Source organism: Apilactobacillus kunkeei (genome assembly GCF_001421115.1).
Classification (GTDB): Bacteria; Bacillota; Bacilli; order Lactobacillales; family Lactobacillaceae; genus Apilactobacillus; species Apilactobacillus kunkeei_F.
Genome location: NZ_JXCW01000006.1, coordinates 133,850 through 150,062, shown reverse-complemented (window position 1 = coordinate 150,062; position 16,213 = coordinate 133,850). Strand labels below are relative to the sequence as shown.

15 protein-coding genes are annotated in these 16,213 nt (G+C 37.1%); 11 read left to right on the top strand and 4 right to left on the bottom strand.

The features are described from left to right. The first annotated feature begins 37 nt into the window (after nt 1–37). Nucleotides 38–769 carry a YdhK family protein gene (locus RZ55_RS07305; protein WP_241772095.1) on the top strand — a complete coding sequence of 244 codons (732 nt, stop codon included), beginning with the start codon at nt 38–40 and terminating at the stop codon, nt 767–769. 39 nt (nt 770–808) lie between these two features. Here RZ55_RS07305 and RZ55_RS06105 read toward each other — a convergent pair whose 3' ends face one another. Continuing rightward, complete coding sequence (locus RZ55_RS06105; protein WP_057175997.1) at nt 809–1,561, bottom strand: sulfite exporter TauE/SafE family protein; 753 nt, start codon at nt 1,559–1,561, stop codon at nt 809–811. Nucleotides 1,562–1,674: 113 nt separating this feature from the next. On the opposite strand from RZ55_RS06105, the gene RZ55_RS06100 reads away from it, so the two are divergent. Together RZ55_RS06100 and RZ55_RS06095 are read left to right on the top strand one after the other, a co-directional pair. Continuing rightward, nucleotides 1,675–2,232: a TetR/AcrR family transcriptional regulator gene (locus RZ55_RS06100; RefSeq protein ID WP_057175996.1), complete on the top strand. Its 558-nt coding sequence runs from the start codon at nt 1,675–1,677 to the stop codon at nt 2,230–2,232. A gap of 99 nt (nt 2,233–2,331) precedes the next feature. Further along, on the top strand, nt 2,332–3,036 hold the full coding sequence (locus RZ55_RS06095; protein WP_034535306.1) for a class I SAM-dependent methyltransferase: 705 nt from the start codon (nt 2,332–2,334) through the stop codon (nt 3,034–3,036). Nucleotides 3,037–3,074: 38 nt separating this feature from the next. On the opposite strand, the gene RZ55_RS06090 is transcribed toward RZ55_RS06095, so the two are convergent. Then, nucleotides 3,075–3,803 (bottom strand): gamma-glutamyl-gamma-aminobutyrate hydrolase family protein, encoded by a 729-nt coding sequence (locus RZ55_RS06090; protein WP_057175995.1) that lies wholly within the window; start codon nt 3,801–3,803, stop codon nt 3,075–3,077. Nucleotides 3,804–3,988: 185 nt separating this feature from the next. Here RZ55_RS06090 and RZ55_RS06085 point away from each other — a divergent pair, with 185 nt between their 5' ends. From RZ55_RS06085 to RZ55_RS06060, 6 genes are all read left to right on the top strand, one after another. Further along, nucleotides 3,989–5,611, top strand: coding sequence for a peptide ABC transporter substrate-binding protein (locus tag RZ55_RS06085; RefSeq protein WP_057175994.1), 1,623 nt, complete (start codon nt 3,989–3,991; stop codon nt 5,609–5,611). A 390-nt stretch (nt 5,612–6,001) separates the two neighbouring features. Next, nucleotides 6,002–7,618: a peptide ABC transporter substrate-binding protein gene (locus RZ55_RS06080; RefSeq protein ID WP_057175993.1), complete on the top strand. Its 1,617-nt coding sequence runs from the start codon at nt 6,002–6,004 to the stop codon at nt 7,616–7,618. A gap of 115 nt (nt 7,619–7,733) precedes the next feature. Next, nucleotides 7,734–9,416, top strand: a complete 1,683-nt coding sequence (locus RZ55_RS06075; RefSeq protein ID WP_171823263.1) for a hypothetical protein — start codon at nt 7,734–7,736, stop codon at nt 9,414–9,416. A gap of 87 nt (nt 9,417–9,503) precedes the next feature. Beyond that, nucleotides 9,504–10,301 (top strand): CPBP family intramembrane glutamic endopeptidase, encoded by a 798-nt coding sequence (locus RZ55_RS06070; RefSeq protein WP_057175991.1) that lies wholly within the window; start codon nt 9,504–9,506, stop codon nt 10,299–10,301. A 160-nt stretch (nt 10,302–10,461) separates the two neighbouring features. Next, a complete protein-coding gene (locus tag RZ55_RS06065; protein WP_057175990.1) occupies nt 10,462–11,244 on the top strand; it encodes a CPBP family intramembrane glutamic endopeptidase in 783 nt (260 codons plus the stop codon). 103 nt (nt 11,245–11,347) lie between these two features. Then, nucleotides 11,348–12,052 (top strand): CPBP family intramembrane glutamic endopeptidase, encoded by a 705-nt coding sequence (locus tag RZ55_RS06060; RefSeq protein WP_057175989.1) that lies wholly within the window; start codon nt 11,348–11,350, stop codon nt 12,050–12,052. A gap of 44 nt (nt 12,053–12,096) precedes the next feature. Here RZ55_RS06060 and RZ55_RS06055 read toward each other — a convergent pair whose 3' ends face one another. Beyond that, on the bottom strand, nt 12,097–13,467 hold the full coding sequence (locus RZ55_RS06055) for a class II fumarate hydratase (protein WP_057175988.1): 1,371 nt from the start codon (nt 13,465–13,467) through the stop codon (nt 12,097–12,099). Between the two features lie 330 nt (nt 13,468–13,797). Here RZ55_RS06055 and RZ55_RS07270 point away from each other — a divergent pair, with 330 nt between their 5' ends. Together RZ55_RS07270 and pnuC are read left to right on the top strand one after the other, a co-directional pair. Next, entirely contained in the window at nt 13,798–13,941 is a 144-nt protein-coding gene (locus RZ55_RS07270) for a hypothetical protein (RefSeq protein ID WP_171823262.1), read from the top strand. 209 nt (nt 13,942–14,150) lie between these two features. After that, entirely contained in the window at nt 14,151–14,903 is a 753-nt protein-coding gene (gene pnuC, locus RZ55_RS06045) for a nicotinamide riboside transporter PnuC (protein WP_034532248.1), read from the top strand. A 41-nt stretch (nt 14,904–14,944) separates the two neighbouring features. Here pnuC and RZ55_RS06040 read toward each other — a convergent pair whose 3' ends face one another. Next, on the bottom strand, nt 14,945–16,117 hold the full coding sequence (locus tag RZ55_RS06040) for a tetratricopeptide repeat protein (protein ID WP_057175987.1): 1,173 nt from the start codon (nt 16,115–16,117) through the stop codon (nt 14,945–14,947). Nucleotides 16,118–16,213: the final 96 nt, after the last annotated feature.

Here is a 16,213-nt window from a genome sequence, read left to right as displayed (position 1 = left end):
TTTAATGTAAAACATATTTTATAAGGGGTGCCAAATAATGAAGAAAAGAAACATTATGACTTCACTTTCAGTTGCTGCTTTATCACTTTCACTACTATCAGGAGTGGCTGTAAGTGCTGACTCAATGGGTCACATGCACGACATGTCATCAATGAAGATGGAAAAGAAGACTACTAAGAAGTCTACCAAGAAATCTACCAAGAAATCATCAATGAAGATGGCTAAGAAGTCGGCAAAGAAGACTACTGTCAAGAAATCAACTATGAAGATGACTAAAAAATCTTCAAATAAGATGAACATGAAACACTCAATGATGAGTGGCATGATGATGGATGGTTTAGAAATGAACATGAACTCTAAACTACCAAAAGGCTTGAAGAAAGCTACTCATGCTAAATTCCATGTTGGCCAAAAGGTAACACTAAAGGCTAAGCACATGGAAGGTATGTACAACGCTAAGGCAACTGTTGCCGGTGTATACAAGACCGACCTATATGAAATTGACTTTATGCCAACAAACGGTGGCAAGATGGTTAAGAATCACAAGTGGGTAGTATCTAGCGAACTAAAAGCAAAGGGTGCCCTAAAAGCTGGTAAGAAGGTTACTGTTTTAGCTGATCACATGTACGATATGAAGGGTGCGAAGGGTAAGATTGTTAAGGTTCATAAAGGACCTGCTTACGTAGTAACTTTCAAGGATACTAAGACTAAGATGGTTATGAAGAACCACAAGTGGTTAACTCAACAAGAACTAAAAGCAATTAAGTAACAATCAAAAAAGACCTGACAAACGTCAGGTCTTTTTATTTTATAGTAAAGATTTAATGCCAAGTAGGACTAACATGATTCCGATAAATGGTTTTAGGTACTTACTGATTGATCTCTTGGCAAGACCACTTGCTAGCATTGGGGCGACAATTGCACCGACGATTGCTCCGGCGGTTAGTGGCAAACCGGCATGCCAGTCGATTGATCCACCTGCTAAATGGAATAACATACCAACGGTGGACATGAATGCCAATACGTATGTTGATGTGGCAGTTGCGTTGAAGGTTTCAAGCCCTAGGATGAATAGTCCGGCGGTGATAACCGCGCCACCACTCATTCCGGCAACTCCGACCATTAGACCGGCTAAACATCCGTATAGTGATGCTTTTATTCGGTCATTTCCGTTATTATCGATGGCTGCTTCAGAAACCGTTTTGGCCTTTTTTAGCATGTTAACACCTAGGATAATCATGATTAAACCGATAATCCATTTATAGAAAGAATCAGGGATGAAGTGAGATAAGATGGAACCAACGACTACTGATGGTAGTGCGGCAATTAGCATTTGGTTTCCGATTTTGACATCAATTTTTCCTTGTCTGTAGTAACTAATTGCTCCGATGATTAATGGTGGCAAACTAGTTACCAAGGATGTAGATGCTGCGTTGGCTGCGTTTAGACCGATGACACCAGTTAGAATTCCTAGATAGATGGCACCGCCACCACCACCTAATAGGATAGTTAGCATTCCAACAACGACCCCGAAGACGACTAAAAAGATAATGCTAGACATAATAATAATCCTCTCTAATTTACGTTATTTGCTTTTTTATCATTCATTAATTACAATATGTAATTATAGCATTCAATATGTAATTATCAATTTATATGCTTGGGGGCATCGATGTGAGAACAGCAACGATTTCAAAAAAAGACATTATCAAGACCGCAATCATCATGATTGAAAGAGGAGATAAAATCACGTTTTCCACCATTTCTAGGAAGATGAAGATTACTTCTCAATCGTTATATAACTATTTTAAGAACCAAAAGGAATTAGAGTACGCGATTGTTGGGACCGTCATTTCATCAGCTTCTACAATTGCCCAAGAAAAGACGTTTGGCAAGAGTGGTCATGATGGCGTCATCGCACTAGCACTAACGTTTAGAAAGATGGGAGTAAGACACATCAACTTGGCTCAATTTGTGATTTCACATCACCGTACTAATCAATATAAGATTGTTACAGATGCCTTTAAAGAGTTGAAAATATTGATTGATCGCATGCTTGAAAGTTACATTGAATCAGATAAGTTACTAAAGGCCAGTCGACTAATCAGAAGCTTGGTGGTCGGTGACATTTTAAACGTCGGAACCGGTTGGTTTAAGAGTCCTGAAGTGAGGTCGGAATCCAGCTTTACTGAAATGCTCAATATTAGTTTAAATGCTCTAAAGAATTCTTAATTCTACGATTTAATTTGAAAAATCAATTTATTTTTTAAGTAATTTGGATTATATTTGTTATTATATATTCAGAGTGTTTTTTAGAAAGGATACATAATAATGAAAAAATTTACCGGTTGGGTAAAACATTGGTACAGATATAAGACTGATGAACCATACATTATTGCTACTGCAATTATTGGTGCATTATGTCTTTTAGGATCAATTGCTTTAGACCACAAAAAAAGATTTTACATGTACGTTTTAATCCTAATTTTAATTGCGATTTGGGCACTATTTAGAAGTGTTACCTTTAAGAAGAACTTTGTTCGTCAATTCGTTGATGAAAACAAGTTCGAAGGTAAGGATAAGGGATTAGATTTAGGTACAGGAACTGGTTACGCTTTAATCAAGCTAGCCCGTGATACTAAGCTAAACAAAGTTTATGGTGTCGAAGATAAGTATCAATACACCATTAAACGCCTTGAAAAAAATGCATACTTAGAAAACGTTAAAGACCGTATTGAAATTACCACTGCAGATATCGAAAACCTACCATTCGATGACAAGGAATTCGACGTTATCACTGCTATCTCTGCAAATGGTAACCAATTGAGTACTCCTAAGAAGTCAGTTTACACTGATATTGCTTTTGAAATCGCCCGAGTAATTGCTGATAAGGGAACTATCTTTATGGTAAACACTCCTCGTATGACAAAGAAATATGCTAACGAGTTCGAAAACAGAGGACTAAAAGTTGAATACATGCACAGAAGATTCGAACGTTTCTTCTTCCTACGTGCGATCAAAGTTACCAACAAATAAAAAAAGCCGACCTGCTTAGGTCGACTTTTTTATTTTGTCTAGAAGTGGTGAACACGGTTGAAGAAGTCAACGAATAGTTGGTTTTCTTCATCGTATTGATCCCACATGTTTTCTGGGTGCCATTGTACACATTGAATTGACTTGTCGTCATTTTCTAGTCCTTCAATCATACCATCGTCGGCACGGGCTACGACGTGAAGTCCTTCGGCTACATCCTTAGCGGCTTCGTGGTGGAATGAGTTAACGAACGCACGCGTACCAAATGTCTTGGCTAGCAATGAATCTTCATCAATACTAATGTGGTGTACTGGTGAGTATCCGATTGCTTTTTGTTCGTGTTGCAATTGTGGTAATCCGTTTTGTGGGGTGAATTGAGCACCAATGTCTTGGTATAAAGTTCCGCCCATTGCAACGTTTACGATTTGTAATCCACGGCAAATTGCTAGGATTGGTTTGTGCATTCTAATTGCTTGTTTAACTAACACTAATTCGAATTCATCTCTGGTTTCAAATGTACGACCAATTTGGGCAATTGGTTCTTCGCCATAATACTTAGGTAATACATCTGGACCACCGGTGAAGATAACTCCGTCGACAGTTTCTAATAATTCAGCAGCCATGCTTGGCTTTCCAACTGGAAAAATAACTGGAGTGATGTTGTTGTCTAGTAAACAGTTCATCAAAGTCCTTTGGGCAAAATGACCTTCTCTTTGACGGAAGGGTTCATCTTGGCTAAAGATGATGTCTGATGTAACTCCAATACGCATATGAATCAGTCCCTTTTTAATTATAGTGATAATATAGCTATTCTATCATTTTATTTAATAATTGCCACTGATAATAATTAGCGTACGATATTTTCAATTGCATTGGTTTTTTAGATGTGCTATTTTTGATTACATATTGTGAAAAATTATGATGGAATAATTTTCAAACAGGGGGATGAAGTTTTATGAATTTCAAGTCAATTGCTAAACTAGGTGTAGTGGCGTTTGCCGCAACAATGGTGCTTGCCGCTTGTGGTAAATCATCAGATAAAACGTCTAGAACAGATTCATTGAATTGGATGAGTAATACAACATTGACCACCCTAGATCCTTCTAAGGCCGTCGATGTTACTAGTGATCAAGTGCTATATAACGCAATGCGTGGTTTGGTAACTCCTGATAAGGGAAATAAAATCGACCTAGCAATCGCTAAGAACTACAAGATTACTAACGGTGGAAAGACTTACACTTTCACCTTAAGAAACACAAAGTGGAGCAATGGTAAGAAGGTTACTGCTGGTGATTTCGAATACGGAATCAAACGTAGTGCCGACCCTAAGACCGCTTCACAAATGGCATATTACATGGCCAACATTATGAACTACGATAAGGTTAAGACCGGTTCAATGTCAGCTGATAAGTTGGGCGTTAAGGCAATGGGCGACAATAAGTTGCAAATTACATTGACCAAACCCCAAGCAGATTTCCTAAATGTTTTAGCATTACCTGTCTTTTACCCACAACAAAAATCATTCGTAGAAAAGTACGGAACGGCTTACGGAACAACATCCGACAAGATGGTATACGATGGACCATTTGCCGTTACCAACTGGAAGGGTAGTAATGACGCTTGGACATTATCCAAGAATAACGAATACTACGACAATCAAAGTGTGAAATTAAAGGCTATCAACTACACAGTGATTAAGGACCCACAAACCGCATTGGATGAATATCAATCAGGTAAGTTGGATCAAACACTATTAGCTGGTAAACAACAAGTTAACACTTACAAAAACAACAAGGACTTTGTGAACCACAAGCAATTTATGGTTCAATACCTTTCAATCAATCAAAAGAAGGTTCCGGCACTAAAGAACAAGAACCTAAGAAAGGCATTATCATTAGCGATTAATCGCGAAGAATTAACTCAAAACGTCCTAGGAGACGGTTCATTCGCAGCTAGAGGATTGGTTCCAGATACTTTAGCCTACATGAACGGTAAGGACTTCAACGACTACGCTACTGTTAAGGATGCCACTACTGGTGACATAACTAAGGCTAAGCAATTATGGGCCAAGGGATTAAAGGAAATTGGCAAGAAGTCAGTATCAATTTCAATCATGAACAACAACGACCAAACTAGCCGTGCCGTGACTGAATTCTTACAAACTGAATTAGACAAGCTTCCAGGACTAAAGGTAACTGCACAAATCTTACCTAACAACGTTGCTTCTGGTCGTTCACTAAAATCTGATTACGAACTATCAGTTTCAGGTTGGGACCCATCAATTAGTGACCCAATCTCACCACTACAAACTAAGGTATCAACTAGTCCAATTAACACTTCTAAGTGGGGTAACTCAATGTATGACATGTACATTGACCGTTCCAACAACGAAGATGCCAACAACCAAAACAAGCGTTTCTTTGACCTAGTTAATGCGCAAAAGGTAATCCTAAACGATCAAGGAATTATTCCGTTGATTCAAAAGGCACAACCTGAACTAATGAAGACAAACATTCATGGTGTTAAGTACCTAGGAAACGGTCCGGTTTGGGATTTCTCCCACGCTTACATTAAATAAATCATAAAAACCACCAAACCTTTTGGTGGTTTTTTATTTGGTCCCAAAGACTGCTGTCATGGGATTTTGTTATACTTTAGTGAATGAAGTTCGGCTTTTTTGGTAAAAAAAGCAGAGACATTAGGGTTGCCAAAAAATTCATTCGGATGTATTATGCTTATAAATTACAAGGAGGGGTTCATGATGAAAATGTTTAACAAAGAACAAATGTGTTGTTGTCAATATCGAAGCATGAACTCTATTCTTATTTTCTAATCAAGAAAACGTTTTTTAATTAGATCATAACAGGGTGTCATGGTTCGGCTTTTTAGCGTAGAATCATGACACCCTTTTTCTTTTTTAGATGGCCATCTATGTAAAGAAGTACTTATTGAACAAAGGAGTATGGATATGAAGAAGTCACGGATATTATCAATTGTTTTAACTACAGCGTTATTAGGTTTGGTATTAACTGCTTGTGGTAAGAGTCAATCAAGCAACAAGAAACATTTAAATTGGACAACCAACGCATCAATTTCCTCACTTGATCCATCAAAGGCTGTTGATACTAACACTCAACAAGCTGTTTATAATGCTTTTTCTGGTTTAGTATCTCCAGATGGTAGTAACAAGGTGCGTCTAGCAACTGCCAAGAGCTACCACGTTTCAAAGGATGGTAAGACATACACATTCGAATTGAAACACACCAAGTGGAGTAACGGCCAAGAATTAACTGCTAAGGATTTCGAATACGGAATCAAACGTAGTGCTGATCCAAAGACCGCCTCACAAGAAGCTTACTACATGGCAGATATTGAAAATTACACAGCCATCTCTAAGTCACAACTATCACCAGACAAGTTGGGGGTAAAGGCAACTGGCAAGTACACACTACAAATTAAGTTAATCAAACCACAACCATACTTCTTGAACCTGTTAGTATTACCAGTGTTCTACCCACAATCAGAAAGCGTTGTTAAGAAATACGGTAAGAGCTATGGTACTACAAGTAGCAAAATGCTATACAATGGTGCATTTAAGATTACTAACTGGACCGGTACTAATGATTCATGGACTTTAACTAAGAACAAGGAATACTACAATGCTGACAAGACAAAACTAGACAGCATCAAGTACACAGTAATTAAGGACCCACAAACTGCTCTAAACGAATACCAAAGCGGTAAGTTAGATCAAACTACTTTAGTTGGTAAGCAACAATACAGCAGCTACAAGAACTCAAAGGACTTCCATTTGAGAAAGATTTACAGTGTCAGATACCTATCACTAAGTAACAAGAACGAGCCAGCGTTTAGAAACGTTAACATCAGAAAGGCGCTATCGTTAATCATCAATAGAAAAGAACTACTAAATGATGTTTTAGGTAACGGTTCAACTCAAGCACGTGGAATTGTTCCGGATACTTTGGCGTCACGTAATGGTAAGGACTTTAACGACTACGCTAGCGTTTCCGATGCAGTCAACGGTAACGTTGAACAAGCTAAGAAGCTATGGAAGAAGGGCCTAAGTGAAATCGGTAAGAAGAACTTAACCATCTCAATCAACAGTAACAACGGTGAAGATGCTAAGCCAATTGTTGAATTCATTCAAAACCAATTCTCCAAGTTACCTGGTCTAAAGGTTAACCTAACATTACTTCCAAACACAGTTGCGACTGCTCGTTTCTTAAGTGGTCAATACCAAGTTGCAGTGACAGGTTGGAGTCCATCAATCAGTGATCCAATCTCACCTCTAAACATTAGATACTCAACTAATGCAATGAACACAGCTAAGTGGAGCAATGCTGAATACGACAAGTTGATTGATAAGTCAAATGACGACGACGCCTTGAACCCAGCAAAACGCTGGAATGATTTAGTCGACGCCCAAAAGGTATTATTAAATGACCAAGGTCTAATTCCACTATTCCAACCAGCACAAGCTGAACTAATTAAGAGTGATATTCACAATGTGCGTTTCTACGGAAATGGTCCAATCTGGGACTTTTCTGAAACTTACGTTAAATAATTAATAAAAGGTCATCTTATATTGGATGACCTTTTATATTCTTTTAATCTCTTAGATGATTGCAATAATGGTATAATTATCGATATTAAAAAACGATTAGAGGAATTGAACGATAATGAATCTTAAAAGTAAACTGCATGCTTTTTGTCGTAATCATGCGATTTTTATCTTGATGTTTATGGTCATGTCTTTTGTGAGTGTCGCAATCATGTGGCACAGCAAGTCTATTATGGTTGGATCTGACTTGATTTTTCATTGGGAACGTATTTGGGACTTACGTGAATCATTAGTGAACAAGAGTCCATTTCCGCTTGTAGCATTAAACGGGTATAACCAAACTGGTTCTGCTGTGATGGCTTTGTATCCACAGTTAGGGATGCTACCAATTGCTTTACTGTCATTAGTAATCAAATCATTTATACCATTGGTTTATACCGTCTTGATGCTAAGAAACTTCTTTGCATTGATTGTGGCATACTTCGCCAGTTACAGTTATAACCGCAGCCGTAAGATTAGCTTCGTCTTCGCCTCTGGATACACATTGGCTACGACAATCTTATTCCACGCGGTGCTTAGTTATGACATTGGCCGTTCATCATCCATTATTTATTTACCACTAGTTTTATTTGGTTTTCTAAATTTACTAGAGAAAAACGACTGGATTGAATTAACTCTTGGAATGAGTGCCATTATCATGTGTCACGTGGTGAATACCGCGATTACCATCTTATTCTTAATCGTGATGGCGTTGATTAACATTGTAAAGATACTAAAAAAAGATAAGATAATTGCACTAAGTAAAGCGGTGGGAGTAACCGTCTTGTTAACGGCACTATACTGGATTCCGTTTGTTATTATTGTCGGAAATAACTCGATTACTTTGCCGCCATCGTATTGGAAACTTTCTGGAGCTAGCCTTAATACTTGGTATTTCTCAATTATTCATAATAGTGTGAATCCATACTTCAGTGTGATCAATCTATTAGGACTGGTATTTGGGATTCTCTTCTTTACCCGTCTGGATAAATATTCCAAGCAGTTATTGTTTGTTGGTATTGGCTTCTTGGTTCTATGCAGCAAGCTGTTCCCATGGGATTTAGTGGCCAAGACAGGCATTAACGACTCGCTTCAATTCACATGGCGTTTAAATATCATTCCACAACTAATCTTCTGCTATATTTTTGCCGAAATTGTCGTGAAGTTGTTTAAAACAGCATCATTTACATGGATTGCCATTGTTGTTTCAACGTTGATAATTTTGTTACTTCAATTGAATGCACAACAAACAGTAGTTAATGAAACAAAAGGTTATGTTGAGTTGAGTCACAAATTCGTAGCTGACGGTAGAAATTATCGTTTGGATAATAACCATGATTTCAAAGATATGCTTTTCAGCAATTATGGATTTGTTGATTACTTCCCAAGTGCGGCCGTTAGTTCTTTTGATAATACTAATAATCACATTGCGACATATAACGGTAACCAACAGCTAAAAGTGAAGCTATTAGGTGACGGTAAGTACTCGTTTAAAGCACCAGTGGCAGTTAAGAAAATGGCCTTGCCATTCTTACACTACAAGGGCATTGCTTACGAAGTACGTGTCGATGGAAAGACCGTTAAGACAACTGCCAACAAGCATTCATTACTAACGATTTCTCATCTTGCAGCTGGCCGTCATCACGTCCAAATCATCGTTCATAGAACCAAGAAAGAATTACTTTCATACTTGTTTGCGATTATCGGAATTGTTTTATTGATTGCCGCAATTGTTAAGAAATATTTATTAAGAAGAATTTAAAAAAAGCAGCCGATAATGGCTGCTTTTATTTTGTTTTAACTTAGTATGATAGAATGAACCTATAATTAATTTAACGGATGTGATTAAATGTTAAACCAAAATATTAAAGATAATTGGAAATGGATTTTAATTCCAATCATCTTGATTGCAGAATTGTTAATCGATGATTATGTGATGCCATACGTTTATAAATTTGTGTTTCATCTATTTGCCTTTAACCCAGTTCAACACTTCTATACTTATTTAAACATCTACAAGATTGTCTCAATTTTGGTGATTTGTTTATTGAACTACTGGATTATCAAACAAAAGATATTCTTCAAACCCAGCGAGACCAAGGTAGGTTGGTTAGTATTTCTAGTAATCTGCTTTACCATCGTTCTTACATGTTTTACACGCAAGAACTTCTGGATTGCTTTAGACGTCGGCACAATTGCTGCATTGCCCGAAGAATTAATGTTTAGAGGAATCATTTTAGCGTTTGTATTAAAACTAATGACCAGAAAATCTACTGATCAATGGCGAGTTATCACTAGTTTGGTTGTCTCTGCGTTAATTTTTGGAGGTTTCCACTACATTAACCTTACTAGCCAATCATTTGGCTTTACCTCACTTCAAGTAGTTAATGCGGCCGCATTAGGGATGTTATTGGGTGCCGTATACATTAAGAGTGGGACTATCATCGTTCCAATGGCACTTCATTTTATCTATGACTTCTTGGTGACATTGATTAAGGGGATGTCAGCAACCAATTATACAAATGTTCAAACCAATCAATGGTGGGGCCTATCTATGTATGTCTTGATATATTCAATCGTAGCTGTCTCAATCATTAATCACAACCCATCTGATAACAAGCTTTTATCAAAGATTAATAAATTTTAGGGTGTTTTATGAGATTGAACGATTAAACGTAAATAAAGAGTTAAGAATATTAAGAATGATTTAAAAAAGCCGCTTTTAGCGGTTTTTTTAATTTAGAAGTAAATTATTATGATACAATTTGAAAGTTCTATTATTCTATAAAATAAACGGAAGTGGTTAAATGTTAAATCAAAAAATTGAAGAAAAATGGAAATGGATCTTAATTCCAATGTTTATTATTTTTGAAGTGGTTATTGATGATTATGTGTTGCAACGTATTTATAGATTGTTTTTTAATCCTACTGATCATTTTTTACTTTATATTAATGTGTACAAAATTGTATCAATTATTGTAATCTGCTTGTTGAACTATTGGATTATCCAACAAAAAGTATTCTTTAAACCCGGCGAGAGAAAACGAGGGTGGTTATCTTTCTTAATAGTCTGTTTGATTATCGTAGCTTTTTGTATACCCAGTCAAAATTTCTGGTCAGCTTTGGATGTTGGATTACTAGCTAGTTTATCTGAAGAGTTGATGTTTAGGGGAATTATCTTAGGATTTCTCTTAAAACTAATGACAAATAAATCAGATAGTCGATGGAGAGTGATGCTTTGTTTAACCATTTCATCTTTGTTGTTTGGGGGAATACACTATGTTAATCTTTCAATGCAATCGTTTAGTGGTACCACATATCAAGTAATTAATGCGGTAGCATTTGGAATGATTCTAGGAGCTTTATATATCAAGAGTGGAACCATTATTGTCCCAATGGCACTTCATTTTATTTCCGATTTTCTTTTCGGAATCATTGGTGGTTTACCAAAAAATAATTATACACCCGTTCAAAACAGTGAATGGATTGGACTGGTTGTATACGTCTTGATATATCTAGTTATTGCCTTAATAATCGTTAATTACAAGGCGTCTAATAACAAAGTTTTACCAAAACTTAAGAATTTATAGCACCGTTCAATGGTAAAATACCTCTTGAGTATTATATAAGAGTATAAAAATTAAGAGTTTAAAAATGTTTTTCATTGATAACATCTAGAAAGAAGGGTGAACGGTGCGTAACAGTGACACTTGGAGATCGGACCACCTCTTAAAACGTGGTTTCATTGGTTTTTGCCTAATCTGCATGGTTGCTAGTTCAATTCAGTTTATTCCCGTTCAATATATTAAATCTAATCAGGTCAACGTTAATAATGTGGCGTTGACTATTGAATTCTTTGGTGCCTACATCATTATGCTAAACTTTGCGGTTTACGCGTACAGACGATATGGTAACGGGAATATATTTAAGATGCTAAGTCTAAAGGACTATCAACTAACAGCTTTCGCAACTGTGATGGCATTTTTAATTGCCCAAGCTTATATTTTCATGTTCGATATTTTCTTCCAAAACCGTTTTCAGATTGAAGCAATTCACTTCTCAAAAGACCTGTATAACAATACATGGTCGATGATTTTATTGGTTCTTGGGTTCGTCTTCTTGTCGCCAATTCTAGAAGAACTGGTATTTAGAGCCTACATCCTAGACGTGGCGTTCTCCGACAGGTGGCGATGGTTAGGCGAGATTGTTTCCGCATTATTCTATGGTTTATTCCATATGAGATATCATAATCTATTCTCGTTTATCTTCTTTGCCCAATATGGTTTTTGGATGGCATGGTTATATAACCAGACTAGAAACGTAAGAGCCGCAATTTTGATGCACATGGTATTAAATGCCGTGACAATATCGATTGTTGGTTATTATTATTATCACTAAAAAAGCAATGCCTAAATCAGGTATTGCTTTTTGTGTACATAAAATTATTTGTTGGGATGAGTCATGTTTGAAACGTTGACCCACTTGTCGAAATCGGATTCATCAATATCAAAGTGTTGAGCGGATTTCTTTAGTGTCGTGTTATTTTGTTCAGCCCATTGAGCGATTTTGGCACTCTTTTCGTAACCGATGTGAGGGCTTAAGGCTGTCACTAGCATCAATGAATTGTTCAATAGTTCGTTGATACGATTGACGTTGACAGTTAGACCATCGACTAATTTTTCGGTGAATGATTTGATTGATTCGTTCAACAATTCGGTACTTTCCAAGAAACTATCGATAATGATTGGTTTGTAGACGTTCATTTCGAAGTTCCCTTGACTATTAGCGAAGGTGATGGTGGCGTCGTTTCCAAAGACCTTCGCTGAGACCATCGTCAATGCTTCGATTTGAGTGGGGTTGACCTTACCGGGCATGATTGATGATCCCGGTTCGTTGCTTGGGATTGATAGTTCGTTGTATCCAGCACGAGGACCGGAAGATAGAAAACGGATGTCGTTTCCAATCTTGATTAAATCTGATGCCAAGGTCTTAAAAATACCGTGAACTGAGGTGATTTCGGAATGGTCTGCTAGACCGTGGAATTTGTTTTCCGCCACCTTGTAGTTGGTGTTTTCGTTATGGTTGATAGTATCGACGACTTCTTGGTCAAAACCATTCTTGGTGTTAAGACCAGTTCCGACGGCGGTTCCACCAATTGGTAATTCTAGTAGTAATTGTTTGATGGCGTTTAGCGTCACAACGTCGTGTTCTAAAGTTGATTTCCATCCACTGATTTCTTGTCCGACAGTGATAGGGGTAGCATCTTGTAGGTGGGTACGACCAATCTTGATGATTGATGCAAACTCGTTTTGCTTCTTATCAAACGATGCGATTAAGTTTTCGACGGTCTTAATGACACTGTTGGTGGCTTGATATGCTGCCATCATCATGGCAGTAGGGAAAGTGTCATTTGAGCTTTGTGATTGATTGACGTGATCGTTTGGATGAACGTGGGCGTTCGGATGTAGTTGGTTGGCAAGATTTGCGACTACTTCGTTGACGTTCATGTTGGTCTGAGTTCCACTCCCGGTTTGATAAACGTGAAGAGGGAAGGCATCCTTATAGTCACCATCGATGAGCTTGTCGATTGCTTCGTTGATGGCGATATACTTTTCATCATCTAGTGTCTGATTATTGTGGTTAACAAAAGCGACGGCTTTTTTAATCTTCAAAAGAGCATCGATGACTTCTATTGGCATGGTGCGACCAATGTTAAAATTAAGTAGACTACGTTGCGTTTGGGGGCCAAATAAAGCGTCTTTAGGGACTTTAACCTCACCTAATGAATCGTGTTCAATTCGAAATTCCATCATACCAAGTCCTTTTATTAGAATATACGATAATTATAGCCATTTTCCTCAGCTCTTACTACCGAAAACATTACCCGAATGATACAATAGAATATACATATAATGTAGGAGTGGCAATATATCATGCATATTGACTTAAGATTTTTTATCGCAGAACTACTTGTCTTATGGGTGCCACTATCCATTGTAGTTTTGGTATCAGAATTGCTGAAATTCAACTGGTTGCTCACTGGATTGTTATTGTTATTGGTATACTTCCTGATAGTCATGTTTAACAGGACCAACAGGGTGATTTATTTTCTTTTTCACGTTCAAAAGCAATCAAGTAACCAGTTGTTAGAATCAATTGTTTTCTTTTTGGTGTTGTTGATTTCAGTGATTTTGTCAGTAAAACTGTTTGACGATTCCGCGGTCGGAATTATTGTGTTTATGTTGATCAGTATTCTAGCTGGTTCAGTTGTAATTGATGCTAAATAACCACAAATGGTTTCGAAAATAAAAATAAAAAAATTTAATATTTAATTATTACCGTAATTTCGGTAATTAGACCCTTATCACGACTTCTATGACCCTTGCAAAAAATATTGAGCATGGTAGTATATATAGTGTTATTTTAAAGAACGAACACTATATATTGTATGCATACATATTTTAGGTTCCAAATATAGAGATAGGGGTTTTTCATTGTGTCAGCTTATTTTAAATTTTTGGCCCACCAACTAAAGGGTTGGCCACAACAAAATTACTACTTATTCTTCTTTAGTTTAGGTGCTCAAGTTATGACATTGGTAAATGCACCAATTACATGGCTTTCAATTTTAACTTTCATCGGTACTACTTTAGGGGTGCTATGTGTTCTTGCAATTAACGCTGCTAAGTCAGTTAACGGGGTGTTGGGAATTCTATCAGCAATTTGTTTCATCATTGTTGGTTTCTCAGCAAAGAACTACTTAAGTATCGGTGAACAATTAGCATACGTTATTACACTAGACATTCCAGTGCTATTGAGTACAGACTGGAACGTTAACATGGTTTCAAAGATTAGAAAGTTCACTGCTAAGAGTTGGGCAATTTCAATTATCTTCACTCTAGCCGTTTACCTAATTTCTGGTTTCGCAATCAAAGCACTTACTAACGAACCACGTCCATTCTATGATGCCTTTAGTTTTGCCGTTTGTTTAACTGCCGGAATCATCTGTTTCCTACGTTACAACAACCAATACTTCTGGTGGTTAGCTTCAGGTCTAGCCCAAGTCGTTCTATGGTTCATCACTTTCAGAGAAGGATCAGCAACTCTTGCTATGTTTGTTAACTCAGCAATTTACGTTGCCAACGATATCTTAGCGTTCACTGTTTCACCATGGTTTAACGAACGCGAAAAGAAACGTTTAATGAAGGAAGAACAAGCTTACGCTGAAAAAGTGGAAGCTGACGCTTAATAATCACATAAAAAAGCTACCAATAATTGGTAGCTTTTTTATTATACTTTGATATCTGTATCGATTATGATTCGGACACGTGAATCGTTGATATTGAAGTCATCATGGATTTCTAGTAATTGGTTAAATGTTTCATCATTAACACCGCTGATGGACTTGTTTTCGATATTATCCAATGTAATATCATCGTTAAAGTAGTCCTTAGCTAGTGCAAGGGAGAACTTAATCATATTGTCTGAATCAAAGAAGATTTTGTTCTTGTAGACGTCAAAAATACGGGTGTCGTATTCAAAATTGCCGTTTGAACTTAGTTGTCTGTCCTTTAATTCCAATGGGCTCTTACCGGCTAATAACAGGTATGAGTAGCAGTTTGTTTCATTATTAATTAGTTTGTAGAAGGTAAACGTCAATTGAGGTTCGATGTTTAGACCACAAACGTCATAAATTTCTGCTCCCATATCAATTAGGGTATAGCCTTCACCTAGAATCAATGATAGTTGATTGTGTTCTTCAAACAATGGTAGGTGAGCGGGTAGGAATTCTTCGAAACTGGTTTGTTCAAAACCATGGTTAGAGTTGAATTCACGAATGCCATTTAACTTTTTACTAGTGGCATCAGTTGGAAACATTTGTACATTGGCATCGTACTTGTTTTCAATCTTATCGAAGCTCATCTTCTTAAAAGTTCCAATGGGACTATCGATGAGGGCATGGGACATTGATTGGCCGATTAGGTAGTCGATAGCGAAGATTGGATCCTTACTGTCGGTCATATCGGTCATTTCTTCGATTGCCTTTTGAGCTGGACCGTAGAAACGGTCGCCTTCGACACTGTTGTGCAAAGCGCGTTCCATTAGTTCGTTGGCTTCTGCAATGTTGCCGTTATTCATTAGGATTTTACCTAGATAGTAATTGGCGGCAACGTATTTACAATCATTTAAGATTGCTTGTTGAAATAGATGTACTCCGGTAGGGTCTAATGATGAGCCGGATTCTGTAAAAATAATTCCTAGTTTAGTTAAAATTTCAGAACGACTTGGAATTTTTCCTTCGATTTCTTCAGTAGTCATAACCCCTGCTGGGTATTGTGAAATAGCAGAGCTTAGTAAAGAAATGGCGTCGTCTCTTTTATTGTCATCGATACATTGAGTAGCTAATTCGATGAATTTATTTAATTGTTGGGCTTTATCTTTTCCCAATTCAATAGCGTCCATTTGAAAACTCCTGACTTGAATTTATATATATATTATAATCATTTTTGCAAAAATAAAAAACTTTACTATTAATATGGATTTATGTAATATTGAAGC